A 24,512-nucleotide genomic window follows, 5' to 3' on the forward strand; every position below is an offset into this window, starting at 1 on the left:
TACGCTAAGCTTTTCGGTTGAAAATCAAAAGGGGCACTTCGGGTATGTTTATAAAACGGGCTATATGGACAACCGATAAATTCCTGCATATCTGCATGCTTTTTTCTTGTTTAGAACAAAAATTTCAAAATTCCTGCAAATCTGCAGGAATTTTTGACGAAACCGGCTCATTTCTCTAAAATCGCTGGAAATACCTGCAGATTTGCATCTTTTTTCGCATTCCCTTGGGAATCGGCCTAAAATACCTGCAGATTTGCATCTTTTTGGAGTTGGACGTTTGGAAGCACACTTGGCGCCTCTTTGTATGTGACATATCACTTCCATTAGCGATTAAGCCACCTTTTCCTTTCGTTATACATAGTAGCTTGAACACTCCTATGATAACGAACCCATCAGGTGTTTCGCATGCTTCGCGTTCTCAACTGGCTAAAGCCCCAAATAAAAAAGGGACTCTTAGCCGCCGGCTGTGGAATCCCTTTTTTACAATACCAGCTTTAATAGCTGCTTTATTCTACATTTTCGAACTGCAGGCCGCCGTTATTAAGCACGAATCCGTACGCGTTCCCCAATTCCTGCAACTCGCTTTCACTCACTTCAACAATCTTGCTGATGTTGTTGTTCTCATCCCGGACAACTTGAAAATCGGTCGCTCCGCCCCCGTCATAATAAAATTTGGCGAACTTCCCTTTCTCTTTGGGGTCCTGATCCAGGAACAGGCGAATATGCTTGCCATTGTACAGATATCCGTCTTTGGCTTTATCGTACTTCAGGCCATAGGCTGTATAGTCTTTTAACGCATCGTAATTAAAATCGGCTATGGCTTCTCCCTGCTCCGAGGAGGCCGAGGAAGGCGCAGATTGCCCTCCGGCATCACCCCCGTTTTCCACGGCGTTCATTTCTACCGCGGTTCCTGCGAAACTGCTGCTTTCTTCTCCGCTTGATTGTTCCGCAAATGCTGACACGGCCCCCAACACTAAAATGAGCGAAATGGCCGCTGTCACGATCGTCACTTTTTTCAATTTCATAATGGACACGATCCTTTCCCGGGTCGCATTTTTGCTAAACCCCTGATATAAGGGAGTGTATCTCCCTTTGTGCTCCGCTATCGACAAGAGGCATAACGCATAGTCCGCTTTGTGCTTGGTGCCGAGATGGTTGATCACTCTTGAATCGCAGACCATTTCGATCTCCCGGTTCAGATAGAAGTACATCAGCCAAACCAGCGGATTGAACCAGTGCAGGCACAGGGCCGCAACCGCAGCCATTTTCCATACCGCGTCGAAGTGTCTGATATGCATGTATTCGTGGGTAAGAATATACTCCATTGCGGACTCGTTCCCCGTATCCAAGGATTTGGGCAAAATAATCTTCGGACGCCATATTCCGCAGGTCAGCGGTGTATCAATCCGGTCATAGGTCAAGATGGAGAGCTTCCGCCGCAGGGGGTGCTTTTCCAGCCAAGCTTCAATCACAGGGTGATCTCCCCGCAAAGGCAGCGCGGTCCGCAGTTCCCTGCTGCTCCTAAAATAAATAACCAAAACCGCCATAACCATCAGCCCCGCGCCCCCAAGCCAAATGGCCGTAAGATGCTCCGGCTTTAGCCGCCAATCGGAATCCGTCAAGGCTGCACGATCCGCTTTAAGCTTTCCGTTCTGCTCTACGGTATGCCCGGAAGTTGGACCGGGGCCCGGGAACACCACGGCTGAGCCTGTATTTGCGTCATAACCGGAATCATGGAATTCAACCGGCACAGGCAGCTGCGGAAGGATGGGAAGGGATACGGGAACAAGCAGTCTGGCAAGCACGATTCCCCAAAGAACGAGAAATAACAATCTGGGTAATCTGTGGATAGCCACAGACCGCAGCAGGGCAACAAGAATAATCAGAGCACTCGCCGACAAACTCATCCGGAGAATATCCATCATCGCCGCCTCAGCTTAAGTTTTCCACAATTTTTTTCAATTTGTCGATCTCTTCTTTACTCAGGTTCTTCTCGTTGATAAACGCGGAAAAAAACATCTCCGCCGAGCCGTCGAACATTTTATTGATCAATTCCTTGGTCTCGTGCGACTGCACCTGCTCTTTGGGAATAAGCGCTTCGCAGACAAAGCCCGGGTCGGTTCGCCGGATGGCTCCTTTGTCGATCAGCCTTTTGATGACCGTGTAGGTTGTATTCCTGTTCCAGCCCGTTTCCCGTTTTAAAACAGCCGCCAGTTCGCCCGCCGCCAGCATCCCATCCCTCCATAAAATTTCCATTACTCTTAATTCGGAATCAAACAGTTTAATTTCCGTTCACCTCTTTCCATATGAATGACTACTGTTGTAGTCATCAATCATACTACTCCAGTAGTCACCTTTTTGTCAAATATATCCTTCAGTTAGGCATATAAACAACTTTGTGCCGTGCGCAGACCGGCCTGTTTCCGTTCCAAAGCCCGGGGAGCCGACAGCAGTGAAAAGCCGGAGCAGCGTATAATACGCGCCCCGGCTTGTTTGTGAGTTAGTAATTACCGTGATCCCTTCCTCTTCCTAAGTCCCAATTTGTCTAAAATATCAACCCTCTGAACTTCCAAAAGAACAGTATAATCATGATTCGGACAAATAATGGATGGATGCTTTCCTGTATCTGGACCTTGATAGATAAGGATTTCACCGCATGTTGGGCACGGTACTTTTTCACCCTTTAAAACCCTGTTGTCAATATCCTTGAATACGTCGTATTCATGGGGATTCATATCTATTACACGTTTGAATTTCATGATTTCAATCAAGAGCTCCGTATTTACGTTGTCGAGGGAAAGATTTAAAATCTCCTCAAAATCCGCTTTCCTTTTTGGATTTACCAGCCATTCATCGAGTTCGACATCTTTTAATCCGGGAGGCAAATGCTCGAAATCGTCCCACCATTTATTCATAGCCTGAAGTAACCAACCGTATTGTCTAGGGTTCTCCGAAACTTTTCTATCCAATGCGATAAAAATGTGTTTTAACGCATCTCCTAGCTGGGCATCTTGAATATACTGTGTATTGTCTCGATAACGGATTGCGCTTTGGGCCACTTTAGATCGCCTTCTTTATTAAGTCTTGGATGGATCAAGCAAACAAAGTCAATAGCTTGAGTTTACTTGACACGATTTATGGATATATCCTCATCGGGCAGTGCTAACCTTATTTTCAACAGCAACATCTCTTGAAAGGTACCCGCTATTAAAGTACCCGGTATTTTTTTACATAGATCAGATACCTTTTGTAGAGTAAGGCTTAATGCATCACGTAATTTTCTTAAAAAACGAGATTTATTCTCCCCATGCTTCAAAATGACTAATTCCCATTCTCCCTCTTGTTCTAGAATTGCTTTTCTTACTTCATTTGGAGTCTGGTCTCCCCAATCATCACTTACAACCTCATTCCCGCAATTGACACAACTGTAAGCCTCGCTCCAAGCTATTGCATTGTTTACTATGTACTGTTTTACCTGTAATACCACATTCTCACCACAACGAGCACATCTAACTTTCATTACAGCCATTTCATTTATCAAGTCCTTTCATCTGAGCTGTGCCCGGTAGGACAAGAGAGGCGGCAGAACGATCTCCTTGCTATCAGTAAAGATTTCATATTACCGTCCTCAGTTTTTCTTTCGTAACTCATTAACATAATGATCAATCTTTTCTTTATGATCTTCTAAATAATCAGGTAGTGAATTCAGCTTATTCAACGAGATTTCGTTGCAGTTTTCCCACCACTCAGGTACTTGTACAGTACCATGTGAGAAGCTTTTACAACCACTGCACCAAATCCACATTCCTCCTTTAGGGGACTTTTCATTCCACTTGTGAAAATAGAAATGTACCTGTTTTCTCCCGCAAACCGGACAAATTAACGGAACATCTCCTGCTTTCTTATCCATAATACGGTCGAATACTTGTTCAAGTGTATCGTCTCTATCATTCCACATTTCATCGGCCTCCATTTAATATAAACCGAAATGCCAATTAACCAATTTTAAAATTTGGATGATGATTAGGGAATCTATCCTGTTTCAACATCGGGTCTGTAATTCCAATACTCCTTACTCACCAAGTCATGGCATTCACATTCAACTGTTTTTTGAAAAAGAGGACGCATCGCCCTAACAATAGTCGGACTATCGTATTGTAATTTTCCATTCAACAATATAGCTTCGCCGGCTCCATTATTTATGTGGAACCAGCCTTTACCCTTAAGTTCGTCCTTTTGATAAAACCTTACGGATATCCAGTAACCATTTACTGAATCGGGCCAATTCATTACTTTTATATCGTTTATTGATAGCAACTCAACAGTACTGGCCTCATTGGAAGGTACGAAAATATCCCCATTTGTAGCACTTGATCCAGATTCGTCTAAGGTTGCAGGAATTACTTCTGATAAATAAAACGCATCTTTAGCTTCGGGAGTGGGGATGATATGCCCGCCGAAATTCAGAGCACTGACCCTTTTGCCGCTTCTGATTCCCGTGTATTCCGTAATTCTCAGTTGTTCTACATCCAGTGGGATTATAGTTGATGGAGTGACTTTTTTATCTCGAAGTTTCAAAGGACGTAAGGAATGTTCTAATAAGATAAACAGACTTAATATCTCCTTTCGATATTTAATTGGGGTTTAAATAGGACCCCGCCCATATATCTGTAAAAATCATGCAGCAATTCTTCTACTCAGGGCCAATACTACAATCTATTGATAATAGAACGTTTAAAAACCATCTTCCTCGTAAGGGTAATTCAATAGCGCTAAATTTTCTTTTGTCATATACCATATTCGATACTCATCTAAATTACTGTTATCAAATCTCCAATTCTTCCAAATCTGATTAATGTATTGCATTTATTTTTATCTACTTCACCAATGATATTTGTTACTTCTCTCCTCATTAATTTTCAGGCCTTCAATAATACAAAAAAAGCCAGCAAATTAGCGGCTTCTAATGGAATGATGTTCGTGTCCTTCGACACCTCGGTTCAGTAAATTCCAAAATTGTTCAACCATGACCGATGGGGGATATGGCATCGAACGGATTATCCACCATTCCAATATACCCACTGTTGCTGAAGTTAAAAACTGTACCGTAATGTCCCTGTTTATTTCCTTATCGAGATTGATTGAATCCAGATACTCACTCAGATTTTCCCCGAACATGGTCTCCATTTGATTTCGAAATACAGTGCTTCCCTTACTCTTCAGCATTAAGGAGTAGAAAGAAGCATGTTGTTCCAAATGTTCAAAACTGTGAAGTAATGCGGTTTTGGAAGGGAGATGAACCAGGTCATCTCCAGACATACAATGTCGAAGTAACTGGTTAATTTGAGCTGCTATACATTGCTCGCGCAGATCGTGCTTGTCATTGAAATGCAAATACACCGTTCCTCGATTGACATTTGCTTCTATCGCAATTTGATTGATCGTTATGCTCTCGAATTCCTTTTCAGACATAACCTCATAAAAGCATCCATAATCGCTTGTCTCGATTTTTGAATACGCCTGGCCATATCCTTCTCCCCTTTATCCTATCCCCAAAATGATCACTTCGAAGCCCGCTGTTGAAAAATCAACAACCGAGCTCGTTTTAACCATTGAGCCCCATTTATCACCCTGATACATTCACTATATAAAACATATTTTGATAATTCAACATGTGTTCAAATCAAGAGGAGGGTATGATCGTGAAACTTACAGGAAACACGATTTTCATTACCGGTGGCGGTTCGGGGATTGGACGTGCGTTAGCAGAAGCACTCCACCATCTTGGAAATAAAGTTATTATCTCTGGCCGAAGTAAAGAGCGTTTGGAGGAGACAATCAAAGGGAATCCCGGCATGTCCGCAATGGAATTAAATGTACAAGACCCTGCCAGTATAGAGGGGGCAGCCAAGCAATTAATCGAAGAATTCCCGGATTTGAATGTCTTGATTAACAACGCAGGCATCATTCAACCCGATAACGCAGCGGGTGTGATCAATGAGGATGTTTTGGTTTCGACAGTCGCCACAAACTTGCTAGGTTCGATTCGGTTGACTTCTGCGTTAATCGAACATCTGAAGTCCAAGGAAGAAGCCGTTGTCATTAACACAACTTCGATACTTGGATTTGTTCCGTTAGCGGCAACTGCTGTATACTCCGCGACGAAGGCAGCACTTCATACCTATACACTTTCCCAAAGATACCTGCTTAAAGACACATCGGTAAAAGTAATAGAGATGGTGCCGCCATGGGTTCAAAGCAACAACAATGAACCGCGTGCCATGCCACTTGCGGCATACATTGAAGCAACGATAAAGATACTTGGTACGGAAACAGATGAAGTTGTGGTCGAAGAAGCGAAAATGTTTCGAAATAACCCTGGCCCGAACGAGGGGGTTTTTGTGACCCAGCTTAACGATACGATGAAGTCTGAACCTCCAAAGATTCATTAATCCAGCCCAGCCTCGGGGAGTCTTCTCCGTTCACGAAGCCTCTATCTTCCGTGGGATATGACGAGGATTTTAGTCTAGGGTGTGTACGCAAACTGTAAATTAAGGAAACAAGTTTGCGTACAGTCCCTAGCTCGCATTGTGGAATTATTCGATCATACTGTTGTGAACAGACCTCCACTAATTCTCGATAAATTCCATACATATTATTTATGAGTTTATTTTTTATCCAAACCCAAATTTTCAATCACGTTGTTCCCTTTATAGTCAATCATTACTTTGAAATCGTTATTTGGACAAAAAACAGAAGGATGTTTCCCACTTCCCAATTTATTTATAATAAGCAGTTCACCACACTTTGGACAGTACACTTCTTCTCCAGCCATAGCTCTATCAGCAATTTGTTGTAAAACTCTAATCTCCTTTATAAATTCATTTTCATTCATATCTTTCTTTACTCCTTTCTGTATGGTAGCTCCGGATAAAGTCTATCCACCTGATTGATGATATTCCGAATCTCCCCAAATGATAAATTCGGATTTAGGTGTTTCGCCTCTCGAATATGCGCTATTACTTCTTCCCTACGAGTATAAGTTGCCGAGTTGATTCTATTGTGGGTAACTTCATGTATAATTATTTGTGCCGTCTTTTGTACCGATTGTGTATTTGCCACATAAACAATAGATTTATCAGCTCCAAACGCCTGTCCATATACTCCTTGTTTTTTACTGTAATCTAATAGGATTCTAATTTTATTTTCTACAATTAAGTCAAGTGTTTCTCTTCCAATCTCCGACTTTCTAAGTTCACGATGCAAATTTTTAGGCGCAATCCGCTGACCATCTAACGCAAAGTCGTTTATAAACATTTCACTTGGTCTAGCTTCTTTCGTCCCCTCAATCCCCTTCCCCTCTACCTTATCCAACTCCGTAGTCGTGTTAACCTTAAACGCTCCACTACTTTTATTCAAATCGGGAATGGAAGGCTTGGTGGGTTTCATTTTAACCGGACTTGTAAGCATAGCCGCCAGGCCGATGCTGTTTAGCCAATGCTCCTTGGAATAGGCTTCTTCCGGATTAACGGCACCTACAAACGTTTGATGCACCCCGGATAATACCCCTGAAGATAACCAATCTATATAGTCATAAGTTGATTCGTTCCGCTTCTCCCCTCGAGCTACATAGCCATCGTAAATCCCCTTGGGAATGCCCATGGTCAGGTAGTTCAAAAAATCGCCCGGCGAATCAAACGCCTTCTGAAACCGCGCATCGGAGGCGGCCAGCATATCGGAGCCGATTTCCTTGAAGCTGTCGATGGACTTTTCAAATCCGTTTCTCGTGTCTTTGGATTTTCCCAACATGTCCGGAATATAGCACATATTAAAAAGATTAGGGGTCTGCTCGATGAGTCCCTTTTCCAAATAAATCAGGTTCAGCAGCTTGTAGTCTATTTTACCATCAACCCCAAAGCTGTGTTGCAGTTCCTTCGCAAGCTCGCTGCTGTTGAACTCCGCTTGAAAGGCCTCGATCGCTTGCAGCAGTTCGGGAGTATACTCCCCCGTAATCTCACCGTGAAAAAGCCCCTTCTCAGCTAAATGCTGCTGCACATACTCGATGTTCGGTTTCGGTATGGCTTCGTTATACTGTGCCATTTTCAGGGCGATTTCCTTGCGTTTGGCCTCCGCCGCGATCGCACCCGCCTCGATCTGGTCATAACGTTCCCGCGCCCAGGCTTGATACTTGCTATGGGTCATCCCCAAAGCGATAGCAAATCGCTGCTCGCTTATGGTCGGCATCACCGAGCCGTCGGTCTTGTACGGATCATATCTCAAGGCATCCAAAGGCGACCCGGAATAAAGCGCCCTTAAATCGACCTCCGCGGCGTACCACTTCTCCGACACCCCTAACTCTTTTAGCTGGGCCCGGGCCTCAACCGCCAATTGATGCACTTCCTCCATATACTTGGCATTCCCGAATTTGCCATAGACCGCATATTCCATCTGACACCGGGCGATTCGGTCAAAAGCGTTCACGATCAGCGTAAGCTGTTGTTCCGCCAATCGCTGTTCTTCCAACGTTCCATGCTGGAGCATCTCCAAGTACGCCTTGATTTGCTCATCTTCCCTAAACCGGCTCAGTTTCGCTTGAAGCGTGAGTTCCTTGGCTTGCTGCAGGGCTAGTTTGACCAGGTCGAATGGACTATATCGTTTCACTAAGTCAAAAAAGCGCTGAGATAGCTGCTTGGGTCCTATAACGAATTTCAGCAGGCTCTTCTTCACAAGATCCTGGCTCTTACGCTCGACTTCTATGTACTCTTCCGCCGCCGTTTTAAGTGCATGGCCCTTACTATGTAAACGATCATGTAATTGCCTGGCGTGGTTTCGAGTGTCCGTCAGCACGGCTTCGACCTCAGCAAGCGCCGATTGCACGCCATACTCCGGATAACCCGCCCTCACTTGAGAGGCGACATTCCTCAACTCCGACTCCAGCTTCGTTACCCGTTCCTCCAAAATTTGTTCCAGACGCCTCATATCGTTAGATAACTGAAGCAGCCGATCCGGATCGACACTTTGCTTCAAGCTCATTTCCTTCACCCGCTTTACCCGTTACATTTATTTACAAATGCTAAGACCAGAATAGCAGGGTTGGAAAATTTTATCATGATGCAGATGAACTAGCTCCTTTACTTCAAAGGGAAGTTAAGATAAGCTGAACACAACTGAAATTAGCAGTACGTACTTCTTTGGTAGGTATTACCCGAAAGGATAGTGTAGATATGGGGATGACGGACTATAAAGGAAAGGTTAGGCGGATCGAGGACACCCCTTTTGGCTATACCCTTTCCGTGATTGGCGGCAAGTGGAAAATGGTGATCATCTATCTTTTGGCAGAGAATCAACCGGTTCGTTTCAATGATCTGAAACGCCAAATCGGGGCGATTACCTATAAAACCTTGAGTGCGCAGCTCAAAGAACTGGAAGCGGACGGCCTGGTCCTGAGAAAAGAATACCCTCAAGTTCCCCCGAAGGTGGAGTACCGCCTCACCGAAAAGGCGGAAACTTTATTGCCCGTGCTGGAAGGATTATGTGAGTGGGGAGCGAAGAATCAACATACTTAAAAAAGTTCTTCCTTTGCGGCGCATACTTCCATCATTATCAACGTTCCCAGCTGAAACCCGTGCACAAATGAGGCGGTGGCATACATCGACTCCGACTGACCGCGTAAATCGAGCAGCTTTTCTAGCTGGTTAAAATCGTCGGGAGACAGTTTTTCCTTCCAGAAGCACATAGCATCGGATATGCTATTGTTTATGTTGCGGTACTCGGGATTTTGGGGAAGGATGTTTTCCTCTGGACGGAGGTTACCGTAAAAGAGTGCTTCCAGGACACTTTTCACTTTATCATCTCCCTTTTATTAATGAACTTCAGTGTCAGTGACTCAAGTCTTGATAAATGCTATGTAACGGTATTCCGTACCACATTTTCATTCTATCACGCTCCTCCGTTACAAACAAGAGGGCATTAGGGATTTTTTTTAGAAAAAAATGGAGGGTCAAAACCGTTAGAAAGGTGGATTTCAATGCCGATTCGGCTTCGTTTGAAGGAGATTTTAGAAGAACGGGGAATGAGCCAACGGGAACTCGCACGTAGGATGAACATCCGACCAAGCACGATTAGTCATCTTTGCTCCGATAAAGTCAATGCCGCCTATTTTGATACCCTGGAACAAATCTGCAAAACGCTTAACATTGGCTTGCATGAACTTCTGATAATGGAAGAAGTGGAAGAAGATTAAGATGGCTGAAAGCAAAAAAGGCTTATTCCTCTATCATGTAATGGGAATAGGCCTTTTTATATTTACACAATCTATCTAAGGGCAAGTCCCCCATCCGCAATCTCAAAAATCGATATGGGATATGACCCTTCCATCCATCGTTTTTTGAGTAATGCCAATCAACTCTTTTTGATCGTCATATTCATAATATTCAACCATTGTCGGTTCATAGTTGTTCTTGGAGTATAACGATACCTCCTTAACTATATCGCCCAGCGAATCGTAGTACGTTTCACGAACAAAAAGCAATTTCCCATTTTCAAACAGATGCCCGCGTTTCTTATATCCTTCGTTTGTCGTTTCCTGCACTGCTAAAAAGTCTGCGGTTACATTCCCATACTCTTTTAAATGCACTGCTAAAAGTTCCGCAAAGTTTGTTCCACAATTTTCGTATCTAACTACGAGCACAGCACCTTTTTTAATTAATTCCGTTTTAATTAATTCATCTTTTGCAGAGTAAAATTCTTTACTGTATTCCTCATCATTAGTTATGCATTCCTCATTAATAAACTCTCCAAACTCTCCAAGATTATTTTTAAATCTAATTATATGTACCATTTTGCATCACCTGTTCCTTCAGTTTATCTTTTCCCAGCCACTCTCGCTTTTCTTCTCGTATGTAATAACCTCCTCAGCCGGAAACCTGTTCCCCAGCATTTCACTGACTTGGGACTTCCTAAAATCAATGGATTCATGCCTCTTACATATATGCCAGCGACACCGCCATCAACCTGCTCAAGGAAAAACACATGATCTAACCTCTCGTTATCCTCCTCATCATGTAAATAAATCATATTTAAAATTTCCTTTTGATCGAAGTAAGGATCGAACTTTCTTGTGAAAGATAATATATAAGGATTCATATTCAACCCCTCATTCCAAGCCCTATTCTTATAACAACTTGAATTTTCTCCACATACGCTCAATGCTTTGCCGGTCAGCAGTCCTAGATTGGGGAATTTTATCTAATAAATTTGGATAGAAATCATTTAGAAACCCAAAAATAACTTTTTTAAATTCACCTAACGGGAGACGCACGCTGCCATCTGCTTGACTAAAAATAACCTGACTATCTCTATAGATAGAATTATCCCACACTATTTCAATTTCCCGCTCGACACGTCTAAAATATATATTAGGTAAATAGGAGCCTCCTCTACTTGAAAACCAATTATGCCGCATTGTCCACGAACTCTTTGCATGGTACCAATAGTACTCCTCGTCATCTTCTTCCGGAACGTGTCTCTCACTATTTAAAATCAACTCTTGCACGCTATCTCCCTTCACCGGGAGTGGATAAGGGTCATAACCCAAAACATAAATTAAATTACTACTGAACCAACCGACAATATTGTCCAAATACCAAACATATTTATAGGTTTCATTTTCGACCTCATGTTCACAAATATTTTTACCATCAACGATTAGTGCAAAGTTTCCCCATGACTCCTTTAAATATCCACTATCATCAATAGGATTATCCAAAAGGGAATACTCAATAGAGAAAAGTTGGGGATTGCCAAATCTCTTGACTTCTATCTTCTTCTCCCCCTTTATTGTTTGATCCTCGTTCCCACTATTCATTCGCAAAGTTCACTTCTCGAAATGAGTAATTCAGAATTTTTTTAAATTCTCCCTAGTAATATACTTAATTCGATACTCATCCAAGTTAGTGTTAACCAGCGTGATACTATTTTTTCTTTTCATTACCGAAAAAGAACAGTCATCCAATAAGAGTATATCTCCAGCGATAGCCTTCAATAAGCGACCAATCAACTCGAGCAATTTCAACCACCCAATTTCAAATGTTTTTGAAAGCAATTGAACACTAATATGAATATTTGTATCGACGTAATGATATCTGGCATTCATCTCACGATACTCTTCTCTGTCTTCATCATCTAACTCAATATGTATTGTAAAATACTTACCATTAACATATAAATAATGATATCCTAGCTCACTCCGTACCTTTACACACTTTATTTCCTCGTTCAATATACCACTCAGCATTTTACTTAATAGATCCCCTAAACTCATAACATCTAGCTTAGTATTAAGAAATAAATCGTAGTCCATTCCAATCCACCTCCATAAATGGCTTGCAAAGTTCCCTGAAGATAAGGATAAGCCCCCCCATTCTATCAGGAACTTAATTTTGGATGTCTATAGCACCAGTTACCATCGTAAGGTTGTTTCTTTATTTTTTCCAAGTCCTCGAGTGTATAGAACCAATCTTCTTCTACCCATACTTTGGCACGTGGATAAACTTTCAGAATACCGTAAACGAATCGCAATAGCAGATCTTCATTCTCCCAAAAATCATCGGATTCCATGGCCTTGAAATATTCCTCACCTGTATCATCCCATTTGAAACTAACGGTTTGATATTCATAAGGTTCATCAAACAGGCTAAAACAAAGCGGTCTCGAACACTCCTCTGTGAATGGAAAATCGCTGATATAAACACGACAGTATTTAAGATCCCCGTTAATCGTATATTTTTCTTCCTCCGTATCAAAGTAAAGGTGATCACGTATGCAAAGGTTATTAATGCTCCACAGGAGGTCGTTTGCCGCAATACTTTTTCCACATTCGAACAATAAAAACGTTGAAATTCCCATTTTCGATCCAGTTCCCCCTACCAAAGATCAAAAGAATCAGGTTTATAAATCCATCTTCCGGCAACGCCTTCGTGAAATTGACCCACATTTTGAAACTTATTCTTGATAACTACTTCTCCAAGATAATTTAAATAACCCTATTTTCCACCAGTCTTCAATCGAAAACCCGCAAGTCCCTCTGAAATCCCTGACCTTCCTTCAAAACAATACAAGAGAAATGTTGGTTGTTTCTTACCGCCTGTTTAACCTCGGCTTTATGATCGGCTCGAAACCAAGTTTCAATTTTCCACAATAAATCAAACCGCTCGAGGATATAGTAGTTGCGAACCTTTTTTTAAGATCGACCGAGTATTCATTCCTTACTCCTTTCCCTGCAACGAAAAAATAACCTCAAATGGATCTTTGCCTTCGAAAAAATCATCATATAACTTCCTTACTTCCGGCGAATCCAAATCCTTTTTCTGCGTATTAATTAACTCGTCGAGCCTCTCCAGAATACGTATTTCCTTTATTGACAGCACGTTTGCCGCAATCAGGGTTTCCTTTCTATTCGGAAGCAAACCTCTGGGCCAACAGTCCGCGTATACCCCCGCATAGGAGTCATACAAGAATGTTATCTGGCTGACTTCCGCATATTTCCGAACATGAGGATGCACCAATAATAAGAACTGGGCAATAATTCCGGAACGCCAGCTTATACTAGACAATTCCTTTGCCTCAGCTAACCATTCCGATCGATCCTTTGACACATTCACCGAATCATCGATTTCTAACCGTGAGAGTATTCGCAATAAATACTCTTTGCTGTCCAGATTTTCAACTAACTTTACGACAGCCTCACTTTTGCTAATCCCGGCATGAAAAAAACCATACAAACATTGAATAATGTCATCGATATTGGCAGCATATTCACGCACACATAGCATATATTCATCAAGGAGTTCCAGACAGTATGACTTATCGACTGCTTCACAACTGTAGAAACACTGGACAAGCGTCTCGATTAATAGCGCCCTATCATACTTATCCTCAATTTTAGGCAGAAGTTCTATGAGGTACTGAACGAATTCTTCTCCATAAAAATCAAGTAAAGGAGGGATATTCTTCATCTTTTCGAGTAGAGTAAAAAAAGTGAGATACTCCTCTGTTTCATGATCCTGCGTTAAATAACGGAATACTTCATTCACAGCACTGACTCTTTCAGCTAGGCTTGCTTCTCTCTTCCACCTCATGGTACTTAAGCTCCTATGATTTGTATATTTAAAGACATACAGGTGATATCGGAAAATCCACCTAGATTATTTAGCAAATATTAACTTTCGCGTTTAAACCAAAAAAGCCCACTCCTAACTCATAGATCAAGTTGGAATGAGCCTGTACTTTTCACGAAATTCAGACTAAGAATGCCCTTTATACTGCTGATTGTCTATTTACATTAAAGGGGTCGACGTTGTTTTCCTCCAATAAGTCCTCAAATTTTTCTGCTCCGTATTTAGCAAAATAATCAAATTCTGATTGAGAGATATAGAAGACCGATAGTATTCTGCCAACCTCATCGTTAGTATGAGTACGAACAACACTATATTCTTCCGGAAAAGCGTAGGGTTCAGTAAAATATATTGCGCTTTTATTGTATTTTTGAACAAACGTGGGATCCAGGTTTTCAATGCCCCGTATCGCTAACCCAGTACCTATTTGCATTTTGTTACCGATACAATAAAATAAAGTGCTTGCTAGAAGATATCCCGTACTCCTAAAAGCCCCATCAACTACCATGGATACCTCAACGTTGGCCCCTACGATTTCCTCATACTTACTTAGTCCAAGTGAATTGTATACCAAACACTGCTCAAAAACATTTTCATATCGGAGAATCTGTATACTTGGCATTTCATTAGTACTTTTAAACACCTCCCGGCCAATAGGCTCCCTTAAAAAATCGCTATAATGGTCATAATAAAGTTCTCCATAGTTAATCATGTTTTTATTCCTTTATAATAAGATTTTGTAGACTGCCTTGTTCAATGGAGAAGCTTCCAAGATCATCTACTATTTCTCGCATTTGTGGTGTTACTGCAAAACAATCCTCTAAATCTATCTCATCATCCAGCAGCGCCCAATAGATAATTGTATTCCAGTGGATCATAGCATCATTTGTAAGAAAGTATCTAATTTTCTGCCACGCCGCATTTTGTTCTTCGCCGTCAGATATTGCATCGTTATATGAACCGACAATCACGATCATGAGGGCGAATTTTTCTTCAACACTTAGCTCTAGACTTTCATAATATGAAATGAATTCCGATAATCTTGTCGGATCGGCCACAATATACTCCCAGTCCTGAAAAGGAATATCATCTGGAAATTCTATTTTACTGCGGAGGTTTTTTATAGCCTCTCCGGTAACAAATTCAGGAAACGAATGTTCCATCTTTATCTTACACCCACTTTTATATACTGTTGATATATATATTTGCGGTAAATGCCCCTCATTTATTCCTCGCGATAATAAAATTTCATTTTTCAGGACTAATAACTCCCTTACGTCGTACTCTTTCCTTAGTGCACTTTTTTCAAAATCGCTCCAGCGATCAAAAGTGAATTATATTACTACATTATATTTATGAATTGTTGTAATAAAGAGAGCCGCTTTATAAGTATTTACCTATATAGAGGCTCTCTTATTTATTAGTGAATTACAATAGCCTATCTAGTCACACTTTTCATAGATCATCCATTACACATAAATCATAATCCAGTTTCATAATCTTCCACCAAATGCGACCAATATCCTTCTTGATCTTCCATAGCTACGTAATCATTCTCATTATATACTTTTTTTAATTCCAGAGCATAATCAAATGAATTGAATTTATTCCTTTCTATCATATTTATTGCTATCTTATTTTTAATGAGATGGAACAAAAAAAATGTCTCTATATTTTTGTTCATTATATATATTTCAGGCTCATGATAGGACGAGCTAGCAAAAAGTTCATCCTCATTTTCTTTTAGAAATAACCCATGCTCACCAAAAGAGAATTGGCCAATTTTTATTATATTGGTATTTTTAAAGGTAATTTTCTCGAATTTTTCGAATTCAAAAAATATAAAATCAGAAAAAACTTTTGGTAATCCGCTACTACTAATAAAGTTTGCATTTTCACGACTTATTCCCACGTTAAGCAAATCATTTAATTTATATTGCCATACATCTTCTCCATAGTATTTAATAATTTCTTTAATATCAAAATCCATATATTTACTCCTTTATTTTTTCTATTTCTTTAGCTAATTCAGCGTTTCCTCGGTCTCTTGAGGCTTTATCGCCATACTCAACACTATAGGTTACTTCAGCATCAGGAAATTCTTCAGCGAGTAACTCTTTGCAATTATGTCCACCAAGAATGCACGGCTCTCTTTCAGTATATACTCTGTAAACTTTATATGTTTTTCCATTTAACTCAGCAGCCTTTTTTTCTTCTACTAAAACTTTTTCGGAATGTACCTTTTTAAATTCTATAGTTCCATCTTTTTTGATAACTGGCCGCGATGTACTTTCTACAATTTTCAAGGTACGAACACCGTCTATTTCAACCTCTGCTACTACGAGATTTCTTAAGTCAAATGCTTTATTCTCAATACGATAATTCTTCGCCAAAGCGCTTAAATCAGACTCACCATATTGAACTTGTATAAGGGGGGGTGAATTAAGAAATCTATTATTTGGCTTATTTTTATCATTCTCCCATATAACGTTTTTATCACCATATTTCCCCCTAAAATAATCATACCATTCATTACCGAATATTGGATTCTTAGGGTTTACCGACTTATATTTTCCTTCCTCATTTGTTACCCATTCAACATTATTTTTTCCATACTTTATCTTGAAGTCCTCGTACCAGTCCTTCCCAAACATAGGACTCTTAGGATTACGGTTGTTTTTCGGTTTGTTTGGGGTAAAACCTGGTGTAAAGACTTCCTCTACTCTATCTACAGACGCCGTTCCCCTGCCTATAGCATAGAAATCATTCGACATTTCTGTGGCGAAAATTTGTTGTTCTAATGACATGGTTGCAAATTGCGCTGATAGTACTTGTTCTAATTGAGTCTTCTCTTCCGGCTCCTCTCCCGTTACCCAGTATATTAATTTATCAACTAACTTATCAATAGGATCCTTCTTTGCTGGTTCAAACCACCATTCAGGTATTTCCTCGTCTCCTCTGAGGCTAACACTCACATTCATTTCCCGCTTCAATCGCTCAACAAACTCTTCAGCCGTCATATCGCTTTTTACGCCGCGGGCAGCCATAAACATCTTCCCCATGAGTCCCGCACCCGCCAGTTCAAACCCAAGCCGTTGCATTGCATCGATCTGCTCTTGAAACGGATTATGCGAAGCTGCTAGAGACCTGCCTAAATTCGCTGCCCGGATCGCCCCCCCTACAAAAGGAAGGCTTGATGCAACAGACATGGCAATGCTGCTTATTTGAGCCACTCCTAAGCCAGCTCTTGCCCCTGTTGCAGCTGCACCCACCCTAGGAAACATGCCGGCCACTTGCAAACCTAACTGCGCCATCCCCAAGATCCCGACTGGTCCACTTGCTTTATCTGTATTTCCCGCCTCTGAGGCAACTTCATCGACAAACGGCACCTCGGGTACGGGAGGCAAGTCTTCTATGTACACTGGTGATTTTTTTAGTCCTTCCACCTGTAAGCTCCCGGCCTTGATGTCCGTTTCCCCATCCAGAATCATGCTGCTGGATTTGCAATGTACATAGATGCCTTCTCCAGCGTTGACTCGGAGGCTGCTTACGGAAGCTAAAATATCTGCATGGCTCTTGAGAATCAGGTCATGCTCACTTTGGAAGGTTAATCCGCTTTTGTCGTCAATTTTCAGGAATACTCTCTCTTGCCTTGCGCTTACGGTAATATCACTACGCTGAAACCGCATCTCCTTCCCGAAAGGAGTGGCCCATACTTTCGTTGCCGGATCTGAAGCTCTATTAGGCAGAGGCGCCCTTCTAAACGAACTTGTGACGATCGCCGATTCTTCTCTGACCGATGGAAAATAGACACGAACAGCGTCACCGGACTCCGGCATACTATACCATCCGCCCCCATGCCCTTCAGCCGCATAAGGAGTTTCATAGGCCAGCCAATGTCTCACCTCTCTTTCACCGTCGAGGGTCAGATGGACCTGAATTTCGCTCCCTTTTACCTCGACCACCGTACCGTCCAGGGAACTGCCTATTAAGGGCGAATTGTATAAAGGTTTTTGCAAGTTTTTTTCACTAGGTGTGAATTGGTACTCATACACGAGCCGGCCTGCTTTAAATTGCCCAGTAAACCCGACAACGGTAAACTCCTTCTCCAAGAATTGTATTTTGTCGCCCAATTTATATAATTGCTCTGTCTCCACCGTGTAAATTTGTTCATCGATTTCGCCTTCCTGGTGGATCGTTTGCTTCCTTATTTCTTCCTCCCGAGCCAGATCCCGATGCAACACATATGGTTGAAGCGCCAACTCCCAATAACGCCCCTCCGGAATTCCTAGAAATAGTTTGGGAGAAGCTGCGGTGACTTCCGGAAATACGGCCGCCCCGAACTGCGAAGCAATCCGACGGATAAATGCCCAATCCGTTTCTTTATACTGTAACACCATTCCCGCCGGTCGCTGATTGTTCAGGATATTATCAAGCTTGTCAGCCCCGTCGTAAGCAGCCAGAACTGTATCCACAATGTCTCGATAAGTCCCTTCCTCCCCCGAAAAAGAACGACTTCTCGGCTCCAAATCCATCAGCATCGAGTAAGTTACGGCACTTAATTCCAAATAATAAACGCCCTGAATGGCACTGATGCTGACCTCTTGTACCAATCCTTGAAACAGAACCCGTCCCGGTTCTCCCTGGTCGTCCACTTCCTGAACGGCTATCGTTTGATGACTAACGGGAAGTTGTATGTAGGTATCTTGTTTGTTATCGGGAATGATTCCCCGTACGAGTAATTGCCCATGTTCATTCAAATTCTGCTCGATCCGCAAATCCGTTAAGGTATGTATCTCATAAGGTGATATAAGCCGGACTTGTCCGTATCCGGCGTAGGCCTGTCCCGTCCCCATAAGCTCCCTCCTCGGCAACCCTCACAACTCTACTCTTCCTCGTGCAATTTCAAATCCCGTTGCTTCAACTCCTGAAGATATTGATTGAAAGCCAGTTCCTCCATGTCTTGGTATCCCGTAAAAAACACTTGATCGACTTGCTCATGATTAAATAAATACAATTGATTCGGATCCAGCCCCTCCGGATACAAACAGGCGATATAATCCCATACTTTTCCTGTGTCCGCTTGGGTCTGCATCCGGCCAAAAATCATGATTTTCTTGTTTCCGCCTTTTAGTTGGACGATAGAACCATTGGGTAAGAAGTGCATAGGAAATAGTCCTTTCATTTTTCCACTTTCTTGATTTTGAAAAAAGACATCTTATCGACTCACTTATTTTTTTCTATCCAGTACCTTTCGTTGGAATGAGCAATCTCTATTAATTCATGAAGTATCTTTTGCCACTGCACTGCAACATCTCGCCGAATATGGATTAAATCAATCATCTGATGCTGGTTTATATATTCCTCAAAAGTTTGGTACTCATCTTCGTCATCCGGATAATCACTATCCCATTTATAAAACGGGCTAATTTCGAGGTATATTTCTCCATCAATATTGTAAATGTATGTCTCAATGCCAACTTCTGTAGGTGTCGACCAGACTATTATTTTCTCGGCTGGATCATAAATATCTCTATTATCGGTTGTAAATAGCTCATGCAAGTAAATATTGTGGTAATAGCCAACCCCTTTATCAACAAATTCCTTGTTAAGTTGAAGCTCATTATTCATTGCTCGTGTAAGCAAATTATAAAGTTGCTTTACTGCCTCATTAATAAAATCATTAACAAATAAATCGTATTCAACATTTCCACCACGCCAATATTTCAAAAATACATCGGTAGTAGGAACAATGTCCTTCTTTTCACAAGGTAAATATAAAAGAATTGCCTGCGACTTCGATATGTCAAGTCTAATTGTATCGACCATTTTTCCCCCGCCTTTATTTGCTTTCAAATTCTTTGATAAGGTCAATTGCTTTTTGAGTTAATTTGCCCTTCCCGCCAACTACTCTCACATAACCTTCATCTGTGAGAGCCGATTTCATAGGTTGGGTTAGTGGTTTTAGATTAGGATCGCTACTTTTCCAAGGTCTTACATGGCCATGGTATACGCCATCAACTGTTTTATCCAATACGACAAAATTACCGTTCGAATCTATCCCTACCCTCCTATCTGTTGTACTTTTTATTTCAAGCGAGTTATCTAATGCGAATTGTCCATCTTGAGGTGCTTTACTTTTTACCGAATTCCCTGTGCTTCCGTGATAACCAGCATTTTCGAATTTCCCATTTTTATACGAGTATTTGGGTTTTGAAGCCCCTCCCCCACCCTTAATCATACTATACAAATCGCTGGCGCTGCTTCCGATATTCTTCGCACCTTGTACGGTTACACTAGAGCCATAGGCAACCCCCGCGGCGGCTGCTACTGCGGCCGGGACCCCGACAGGCGCTGCCACACCTGTTGCGGATATTGCTACCGAACCGCCAAGTCCTACACCAGCCAATATGGTTTCCACAGCCCCGACAACTGTGGTGGCGGTGTGACCGACAATTTCACCTGTTTTCCGGGCAATCGGATGATCCGTCTGAGGTTCGTTGACTAGGATCCCTAGAGTAGTATCCGTTAATGCCGCGTCCCCCGCTCCATAAAGAAACTCCAGAAATACATTTGAATCTGAACCTTCCTCTTCTTCCTTACCTGGAACCTTGCATTCCCCAACATCAACATTCTCACTAAAAACAGGTGCCAAATTCTGCCCGTCATCCAGGATTTTGATCATGCCGCAATATAAACACATATTCGTCGACTCTTTGGTCAATGCCGCATATCCATCAACGATTTTATCTTCCTTACCGTTAAGCCACTCTTTCGTTAATACGGGGACACATGGCGCCTTACGAACACCAAGGATATCGATTCTCCCATTAGCCACTGCCGGGTTTAAAGAGCTTGTACAGTACCCGAAAGGCATCACATTTTGAAAAGGCTCATAATCATTTACGTTCATAAGGGCCTTATCCTTGGTATACACTCCGTGACATAAAGGGAGTTTCAAACGGCCAAGCTGTGTTCCGTAGCTGCAGTGTACGATCGCTCCCGCAACAGCATAGGGAATATGATCTCCTTCAGGTCGTGTCACTCCTTTAGTATGCATTTACACCCCTCCCTAACAAGACTCTTACACACCTTTTCCTGGTGGAATATGCCTTGACTCTTTTAGCGATCTTCCTGTTCCACCGAAATCAGTTTCAGCCCCGTAAAATCTCTTCGCAGTATGCTCTCCGCCAACATCAGATTTACGATGATGTAATGCTCACGAGAACCTTGCAACTGAAAAATAGGATGATTGCCTGCTTTAAAGCTATCAATGACGATTCGCTTCAAAGTTCCATTCGGATGAAACTCACTCTCCGCGGACAAACAAGCTACTTGAGGAAAAGAAGCAAGCCAGTACCAGTACTGCTCCCTTTTTTCAAGATTCATCAAACCGACAGGAGCAAATTTCATTCTTGGGCAAAATTTTTCAGCAAGCTGTTTAAGACGATTGGAGATCAACGGAAGCGGTCTTTCAATGAAATCCACCTCCACTACTTTCTCCGCCTTTTGAATCGGAAATTGCAAATGGATGGACTTATCATTCGCTTCTTCCGGTCGCAAGTCCACTCTCCCCAAAGGCTTTAAAGCCCCATCAATTCGCTGGTCCTGTGTCAACATATAAAAGTCCAAGTTCATTGATCAGTTGTTCCCTTCAGGCTCGGTTCTACTTTCAAACACTTTTTCGCTCCAGTCCATGTATCCCCCAACACGAATTTCAAAGGTATCCTCTTTATCAACTGCAGCATATTCCTGCGTTTCTACCGCTACAGGCAGAGCCGCGCGAATTAGAGCAGAAACAACTTCATGAATGATTCGCGCTTCTTGTAGGCGGAATTTTTCAAAATCGACAGGAGTGACTTTTCCGGCATAAATATGGCTTTGCTCTTTTAGTCTTTGAGCCCAGATCTCCTCCATCCAAAACAAAGGCTTCATCACCCAATTCACTTCATAGATGGATTTAATCGGCGTTCGATCCAACAACCACGTAGCATCCGTTGCCTCTACCAGAAACAAACCCTGATCCTGCTGCAGTTGCGTCCGCAGCAAGGAGTATGTAAAATGAGCGATTTTCCCTTTCGCCCCCCGCTTCTGCTCGTCTGCAATTTGAACACAAAACCGGCAGAAATGACTTATAAACTCGTTCAGCCATTCATTTTTGTTAGATTTAATATGCTCATTGAATAACTTCACGGCTTCCATACGAGCAGGGTTAATAACTTCTGCAATAAATTTCAACCTGGCCTCGCCCATGATCTCCTCCGATGTTAATTGGTCCTCAACTCCGTGCCGACAATTTTCGTATTTCCATTTAATAAGATTTGGCTTTCTTTACAGGACATTCGAATTTCTTCTTTGGCGGAAAATACGATCGACTGATCCGCGTTCATAACCAAATCTTGTGGAGTATTCAACTGAATCGGCAAGCTGCTGGAGATTTCGATGCCATCTTTTTCGCTCAAACGGATAAAAATCTCACCGTCTTTCCCTGTAATTACAATTTCTTCCGGACTGAACATGAGTTCTTTCCCGGACGGTGTACGGAAATACTTAATATTCGGGTTACCTAGTTTATCGCTCCCACTCTCGCCCGCTTGAGTTCTCATTGAACTTGTCGCAAAACCATCTTCCTCTTTATTTCCTGGAAAATAGATTCGCACATGATCCCCTTTCTCGGGCATGCAGTACCATCCGGTGTTTCCTTCTGCCGTATACATCGAAGAGTAGCGGAACCAATGCGCTTCTTCAGGTTTTTGCGAAGCATCCATATCCAAATGCAGTTTTACTTTATCTTTGGTTACATCGATCACTTTTCCTTGAATCGAGGCCCCTATAATCTGGTCATTAAAATAAGTGGGTTGTCTAAGCCCCTCTCTTGTACTCAAAATATATCGATGCGTAAGTAAACCGTTCTTCATCACGGTATATGCTTCAAATACATAAAGCTGCTTCCCTTTGAATTCAATGGCGTTCCCCAAATCGAATACCTTAGGAGACTCAACCTCGTAATATACAAAATCATCTTCCGCCACTTTTAAATTAGGCTTATGAAGGGCTAAACGATAGGCATCCATTCGCTTGCGGACTTTATAATTAAAATTAGAAAGTTCTCCTTTAGAGCTGCCATCCAGCAATCCAAAACAAACCTTGGGCGTGTCAAATCCAGCTGCCGGCATTAAACCCGTCCGAAATCTTGAGACGATTCTTCGCAAAAACTGCCAATCGGTCTCCTCATATTGAAGCGTGAAATGACCTAATGGGGTCTTTCCATCCGTGGCAGCATCCAAAATGTCAAGGTTTGGGTACTCAGATGTCATAGTCTCTAGCAACTGGGTGTAGGTCATTTTTTTATTCTGGAAGGACCTGCGCTTTTTCTCTAAATCAAGCAGATAGGTGTAGGAGATCCCCTCCACATTCAGATAATAAATATCGCGAACCGAGCTTATCGATATCTTTTGAATCAGGCCGCAGAATAACGGGGCACTCTGCCCTTCCTCATCCATCTGGCTAATCACGACGGGTGTATCGGATCTGCTCATGGAAACGTAACTATCCTTTAGCTCTTCGGGGATCATTCCTTTAAATGTGAAATAGGCATGTTCATTGAACTTTTTCGTTATCGTCAATTCTTGTAAATTGACCAATTCAAAAGGACTGATTTTCAGTTGGTGATAGGTCAGAGCACTATCGTTCCCCATCAGCTTACCCCTCCTTTACAAAGCGAATAGAGTCCAGCATACTTTTTGCAACAGGTCTCCAAGCCTCTTTTTCCTGATTCAAGCAATTGAAGGTTACCAAAAGCAAAGTGCCTTCCAACTCCGCAAAAAAGAACAGATTGTATAAATTGGCGTTTATCACGGGGGTGACAAATTCGAAATATCCCACCTTCTTCTCCCCCAACTCCCGCACCCCTTGTTCGATCCATTCGATAATTTTTTGGGTCTGCTTGAGGATCTTGGACATCTCTTCCATCAAACCGTCAAATTCATCCGCCTTAATGGTGTCGGCAGTATGATTGAAAGACAGGTTGACCGTGTTCTCCCCGTTGGTCAGAATCAGCTTTGGCCGATGCTCCGAAGGATACTTTTGAGAAGCCATTTCGGGAGTCATTTCATGAAAGGTCTTCGGTACAGTCACGATAAGCCGATCATCAAGTATGGATCTTTCTCCAAAAGGAACCCGCTCTCCATTGATAACTATAAGCGGCTGATTTAGGTCGGGTTGTTCCGAAGTCTCCGGTCGTATTTCTTCCTTCAAACCTTCTCCCACCGGTTCCTCAGCATCCAACCTTTCATTCATAGCAGAAATGATTTTTGTATCCCAATACTGTTCCACTGT

General features: G+C 42.1%; 28 protein-coding genes and 3 pseudogenes. 3 read left to right on the plus strand and 28 right to left on the minus strand.

The features are described 5' to 3' along the window. Window positions 1–506: 506 nt before the first annotated feature. The 7 genes and pseudogenes from LBW89_RS18285 to LBW89_RS18315 all read right to left on the minus strand — a co-directional run bounded on the left by LBW89_RS18285 (window position 507) and on the right by LBW89_RS18315 (window position 5,528). Window positions 507–1,925: a M56 family metallopeptidase gene (locus LBW89_RS18285; RefSeq protein ID WP_148456744.1), complete on the minus strand. Its 1,419-nt coding sequence runs from the start codon at window positions 1,923–1,925 to the stop codon at window positions 507–509. 7 nt (window positions 1,926–1,932) lie between these two features. Next, complete coding sequence (locus tag LBW89_RS18290; protein WP_225039825.1) at window positions 1,933–2,286, minus strand: BlaI/MecI/CopY family transcriptional regulator; 354 nt, start codon at window positions 2,284–2,286, stop codon at window positions 1,933–1,935. Between the two features lie 221 nt (window positions 2,287–2,507). Next, entirely contained in the window at window positions 2,508–3,059 is a 552-nt protein-coding gene (locus LBW89_RS18295; RefSeq protein WP_148456740.1) for a hypothetical protein, read from the minus strand. Window positions 3,060–3,121: 62 nt separating this feature from the next. After that, window positions 3,122–3,529, minus strand: a complete 408-nt coding sequence (locus tag LBW89_RS18300; RefSeq protein WP_148456738.1) for a hypothetical protein — start codon at window positions 3,527–3,529, stop codon at window positions 3,122–3,124. 99 nt (window positions 3,530–3,628) lie between these two features. Next, entirely contained in the window at window positions 3,629–3,958 is a 330-nt protein-coding gene (locus LBW89_RS18305; RefSeq protein ID WP_148456735.1) for a hypothetical protein, read from the minus strand. Between the two features lie 74 nt (window positions 3,959–4,032). Further along, entirely contained in the window at window positions 4,033–4,578 is a 546-nt protein-coding gene (locus LBW89_RS18310) for a hypothetical protein (RefSeq protein ID WP_148456733.1), read from the minus strand. A gap of 375 nt (window positions 4,579–4,953) precedes the next feature. Then, window positions 4,954–5,528 (minus strand): annotated as a pseudogene (locus LBW89_RS18315) (TetR/AcrR family transcriptional regulator C-terminal domain-containing protein). 174 nt (window positions 5,529–5,702) lie between these two features. Here LBW89_RS18315 and LBW89_RS18320 point away from each other — a divergent pair. Next, entirely contained in the window at window positions 5,703–6,452 is a 750-nt protein-coding gene (locus LBW89_RS18320; RefSeq protein ID WP_148456731.1) for an SDR family oxidoreductase, read from the plus strand. 215 nt (window positions 6,453–6,667) lie between these two features. Here LBW89_RS18320 and LBW89_RS18325 read toward each other — a convergent pair whose 3' ends face one another. Beyond that, window positions 6,668–6,895 (minus strand): hypothetical protein, encoded by a 228-nt coding sequence (locus LBW89_RS18325; protein WP_148456729.1) that lies wholly within the window; start codon window positions 6,893–6,895, stop codon window positions 6,668–6,670. A gap of 8 nt (window positions 6,896–6,903) precedes the next feature. Beyond that, window positions 6,904–9,033: a peptidoglycan-binding domain-containing protein gene (locus tag LBW89_RS18330; RefSeq protein ID WP_225039802.1), complete on the minus strand. Its 2,130-nt coding sequence runs from the start codon at window positions 9,031–9,033 to the stop codon at window positions 6,904–6,906. Between the two features lie 191 nt (window positions 9,034–9,224). Here LBW89_RS18330 and LBW89_RS18335 point away from each other — a divergent pair, with 191 nt between their 5' ends. Continuing rightward, window positions 9,225–9,566, plus strand: a complete 342-nt coding sequence (locus tag LBW89_RS18335; RefSeq protein ID WP_148456725.1) for a winged helix-turn-helix transcriptional regulator — start codon at window positions 9,225–9,227, stop codon at window positions 9,564–9,566. Here LBW89_RS18335 and LBW89_RS18340 read toward each other — a convergent pair. Next, a complete protein-coding gene (locus LBW89_RS18340; RefSeq protein WP_148456723.1) occupies window positions 9,563–9,844 on the minus strand; it encodes a DUF6809 family protein in 282 nt (93 codons plus the stop codon). The genes LBW89_RS18335 and LBW89_RS18340 overlap by 4 nt on opposite strands. 183 nt (window positions 9,845–10,027) lie before the next feature. Between LBW89_RS18340 and LBW89_RS18345 the strand changes: the two genes are divergently transcribed. Then, complete coding sequence (locus LBW89_RS18345) at window positions 10,028–10,243, plus strand: helix-turn-helix domain-containing protein (RefSeq protein WP_148456721.1); 216 nt, start codon at window positions 10,028–10,030, stop codon at window positions 10,241–10,243. Window positions 10,244–10,345: 102 nt separating this feature from the next. Here LBW89_RS18345 and LBW89_RS18350 read toward each other — a convergent pair whose 3' ends face one another. From LBW89_RS18350 to LBW89_RS18430, 18 genes and pseudogenes are all read right to left on the minus strand, one after another. Next, entirely contained in the window at window positions 10,346–10,840 is a 495-nt protein-coding gene (locus LBW89_RS18350) for a hypothetical protein (RefSeq protein WP_148456719.1), read from the minus strand. 23 nt (window positions 10,841–10,863) lie between these two features. Continuing rightward, on the minus strand, window positions 10,864–11,145 hold the full coding sequence (locus LBW89_RS18355) for a hypothetical protein (protein ID WP_225039804.1): 282 nt from the start codon (window positions 11,143–11,145) through the stop codon (window positions 10,864–10,866). A 28-nt stretch (window positions 11,146–11,173) separates the two neighbouring features. Further along, window positions 11,174–11,866: a hypothetical protein gene (locus tag LBW89_RS18360; RefSeq protein WP_148456717.1), complete on the minus strand. Its 693-nt coding sequence runs from the start codon at window positions 11,864–11,866 to the stop codon at window positions 11,174–11,176. A 30-nt stretch (window positions 11,867–11,896) separates the two neighbouring features. Continuing rightward, complete coding sequence (locus LBW89_RS18365; RefSeq protein WP_148456715.1) at window positions 11,897–12,361, minus strand: hypothetical protein; 465 nt, start codon at window positions 12,359–12,361, stop codon at window positions 11,897–11,899. 65 nt (window positions 12,362–12,426) lie between these two features. Further along, entirely contained in the window at window positions 12,427–12,906 is a 480-nt protein-coding gene (locus tag LBW89_RS18370) for a hypothetical protein (RefSeq protein WP_148456713.1), read from the minus strand. Between the two features lie 17 nt (window positions 12,907–12,923). After that, window positions 12,924–13,031 (minus strand): annotated as a pseudogene (locus tag LBW89_RS27950) (hypothetical protein); the annotation flags it as partial. Window positions 13,032–13,265: 234 nt separating this feature from the next. Continuing rightward, window positions 13,266–14,138, minus strand: a complete 873-nt coding sequence (locus tag LBW89_RS18375) for a hypothetical protein (protein WP_148456711.1) — start codon at window positions 14,136–14,138, stop codon at window positions 13,266–13,268. A 178-nt stretch (window positions 14,139–14,316) separates the two neighbouring features. After that, window positions 14,317–14,886 carry a suppressor of fused domain protein gene (locus LBW89_RS18380; protein WP_148456709.1) on the minus strand — a complete coding sequence of 190 codons (570 nt, stop codon included), beginning with the start codon at window positions 14,884–14,886 and terminating at the stop codon, window positions 14,317–14,319. Window positions 14,887–14,890: 4 nt separating this feature from the next. Continuing rightward, a complete protein-coding gene (locus LBW89_RS18385; protein WP_225039806.1) occupies window positions 14,891–15,337 on the minus strand; it encodes a hypothetical protein in 447 nt (148 codons plus the stop codon). A gap of 317 nt (window positions 15,338–15,654) precedes the next feature. Then, window positions 15,655–16,164 carry a hypothetical protein gene (locus tag LBW89_RS18390; RefSeq protein WP_148456707.1) on the minus strand — a complete coding sequence of 170 codons (510 nt, stop codon included), beginning with the start codon at window positions 16,162–16,164 and terminating at the stop codon, window positions 15,655–15,657. A gap of 4 nt (window positions 16,165–16,168) precedes the next feature. Next, the gene (locus LBW89_RS18395) at window positions 16,169–19,030 is read right to left on the minus strand and encodes a nucleic acid/nucleotide deaminase domain-containing protein (RefSeq protein ID WP_148456705.1); all 2,862 of its coding nucleotides are present in this window, start codon (window positions 19,028–19,030) and stop codon (window positions 16,169–16,171) included. Between the two features lie 29 nt (window positions 19,031–19,059). After that, window positions 19,060–19,341: a DUF4176 domain-containing protein gene (locus LBW89_RS18400; protein ID WP_148456703.1), complete on the minus strand. Its 282-nt coding sequence runs from the start codon at window positions 19,339–19,341 to the stop codon at window positions 19,060–19,062. Between the two features lie 59 nt (window positions 19,342–19,400). Then, window positions 19,401–20,003 (minus strand): hypothetical protein, encoded by a 603-nt coding sequence (locus LBW89_RS18405; protein WP_148456701.1) that lies wholly within the window; start codon window positions 20,001–20,003, stop codon window positions 19,401–19,403. Window positions 20,004–20,826: 823 nt separating this feature from the next. After that, window positions 20,827–21,234 (minus strand): annotated as a pseudogene (locus tag LBW89_RS18410) (DUF4280 domain-containing protein); the annotation flags it as partial. Between the two features lie 62 nt (window positions 21,235–21,296). Further along, window positions 21,297–21,812 (minus strand): serine protease, encoded by a 516-nt coding sequence (locus tag LBW89_RS18415; RefSeq protein ID WP_148456699.1) that lies wholly within the window; start codon window positions 21,810–21,812, stop codon window positions 21,297–21,299. 3 nt (window positions 21,813–21,815) lie between these two features. Continuing rightward, complete coding sequence (locus LBW89_RS18420) at window positions 21,816–22,427, minus strand: hypothetical protein (protein ID WP_148456697.1); 612 nt, start codon at window positions 22,425–22,427, stop codon at window positions 21,816–21,818. A 14-nt stretch (window positions 22,428–22,441) separates the two neighbouring features. After that, entirely contained in the window at window positions 22,442–23,872 is a 1,431-nt protein-coding gene (locus LBW89_RS18425) for a contractile injection system protein, VgrG/Pvc8 family (protein WP_148456695.1), read from the minus strand. Between the two features lie 4 nt (window positions 23,873–23,876). Further along, window positions 23,877–24,509 (minus strand): hypothetical protein, encoded by a 633-nt coding sequence (locus LBW89_RS18430; protein WP_148456693.1) that lies wholly within the window; start codon window positions 24,507–24,509, stop codon window positions 23,877–23,879. Between the last annotated feature and the right edge of the window lie 3 nt (window positions 24,510–24,512).

Origin of the sequence: Paenibacillus sp. alder61 (genome assembly GCF_020179875.1) — a bacterium.
Taxonomy (GTDB): domain Bacteria; phylum Bacillota; class Bacilli; order Paenibacillales; family Paenibacillaceae; genus Fontibacillus; species Fontibacillus faecis.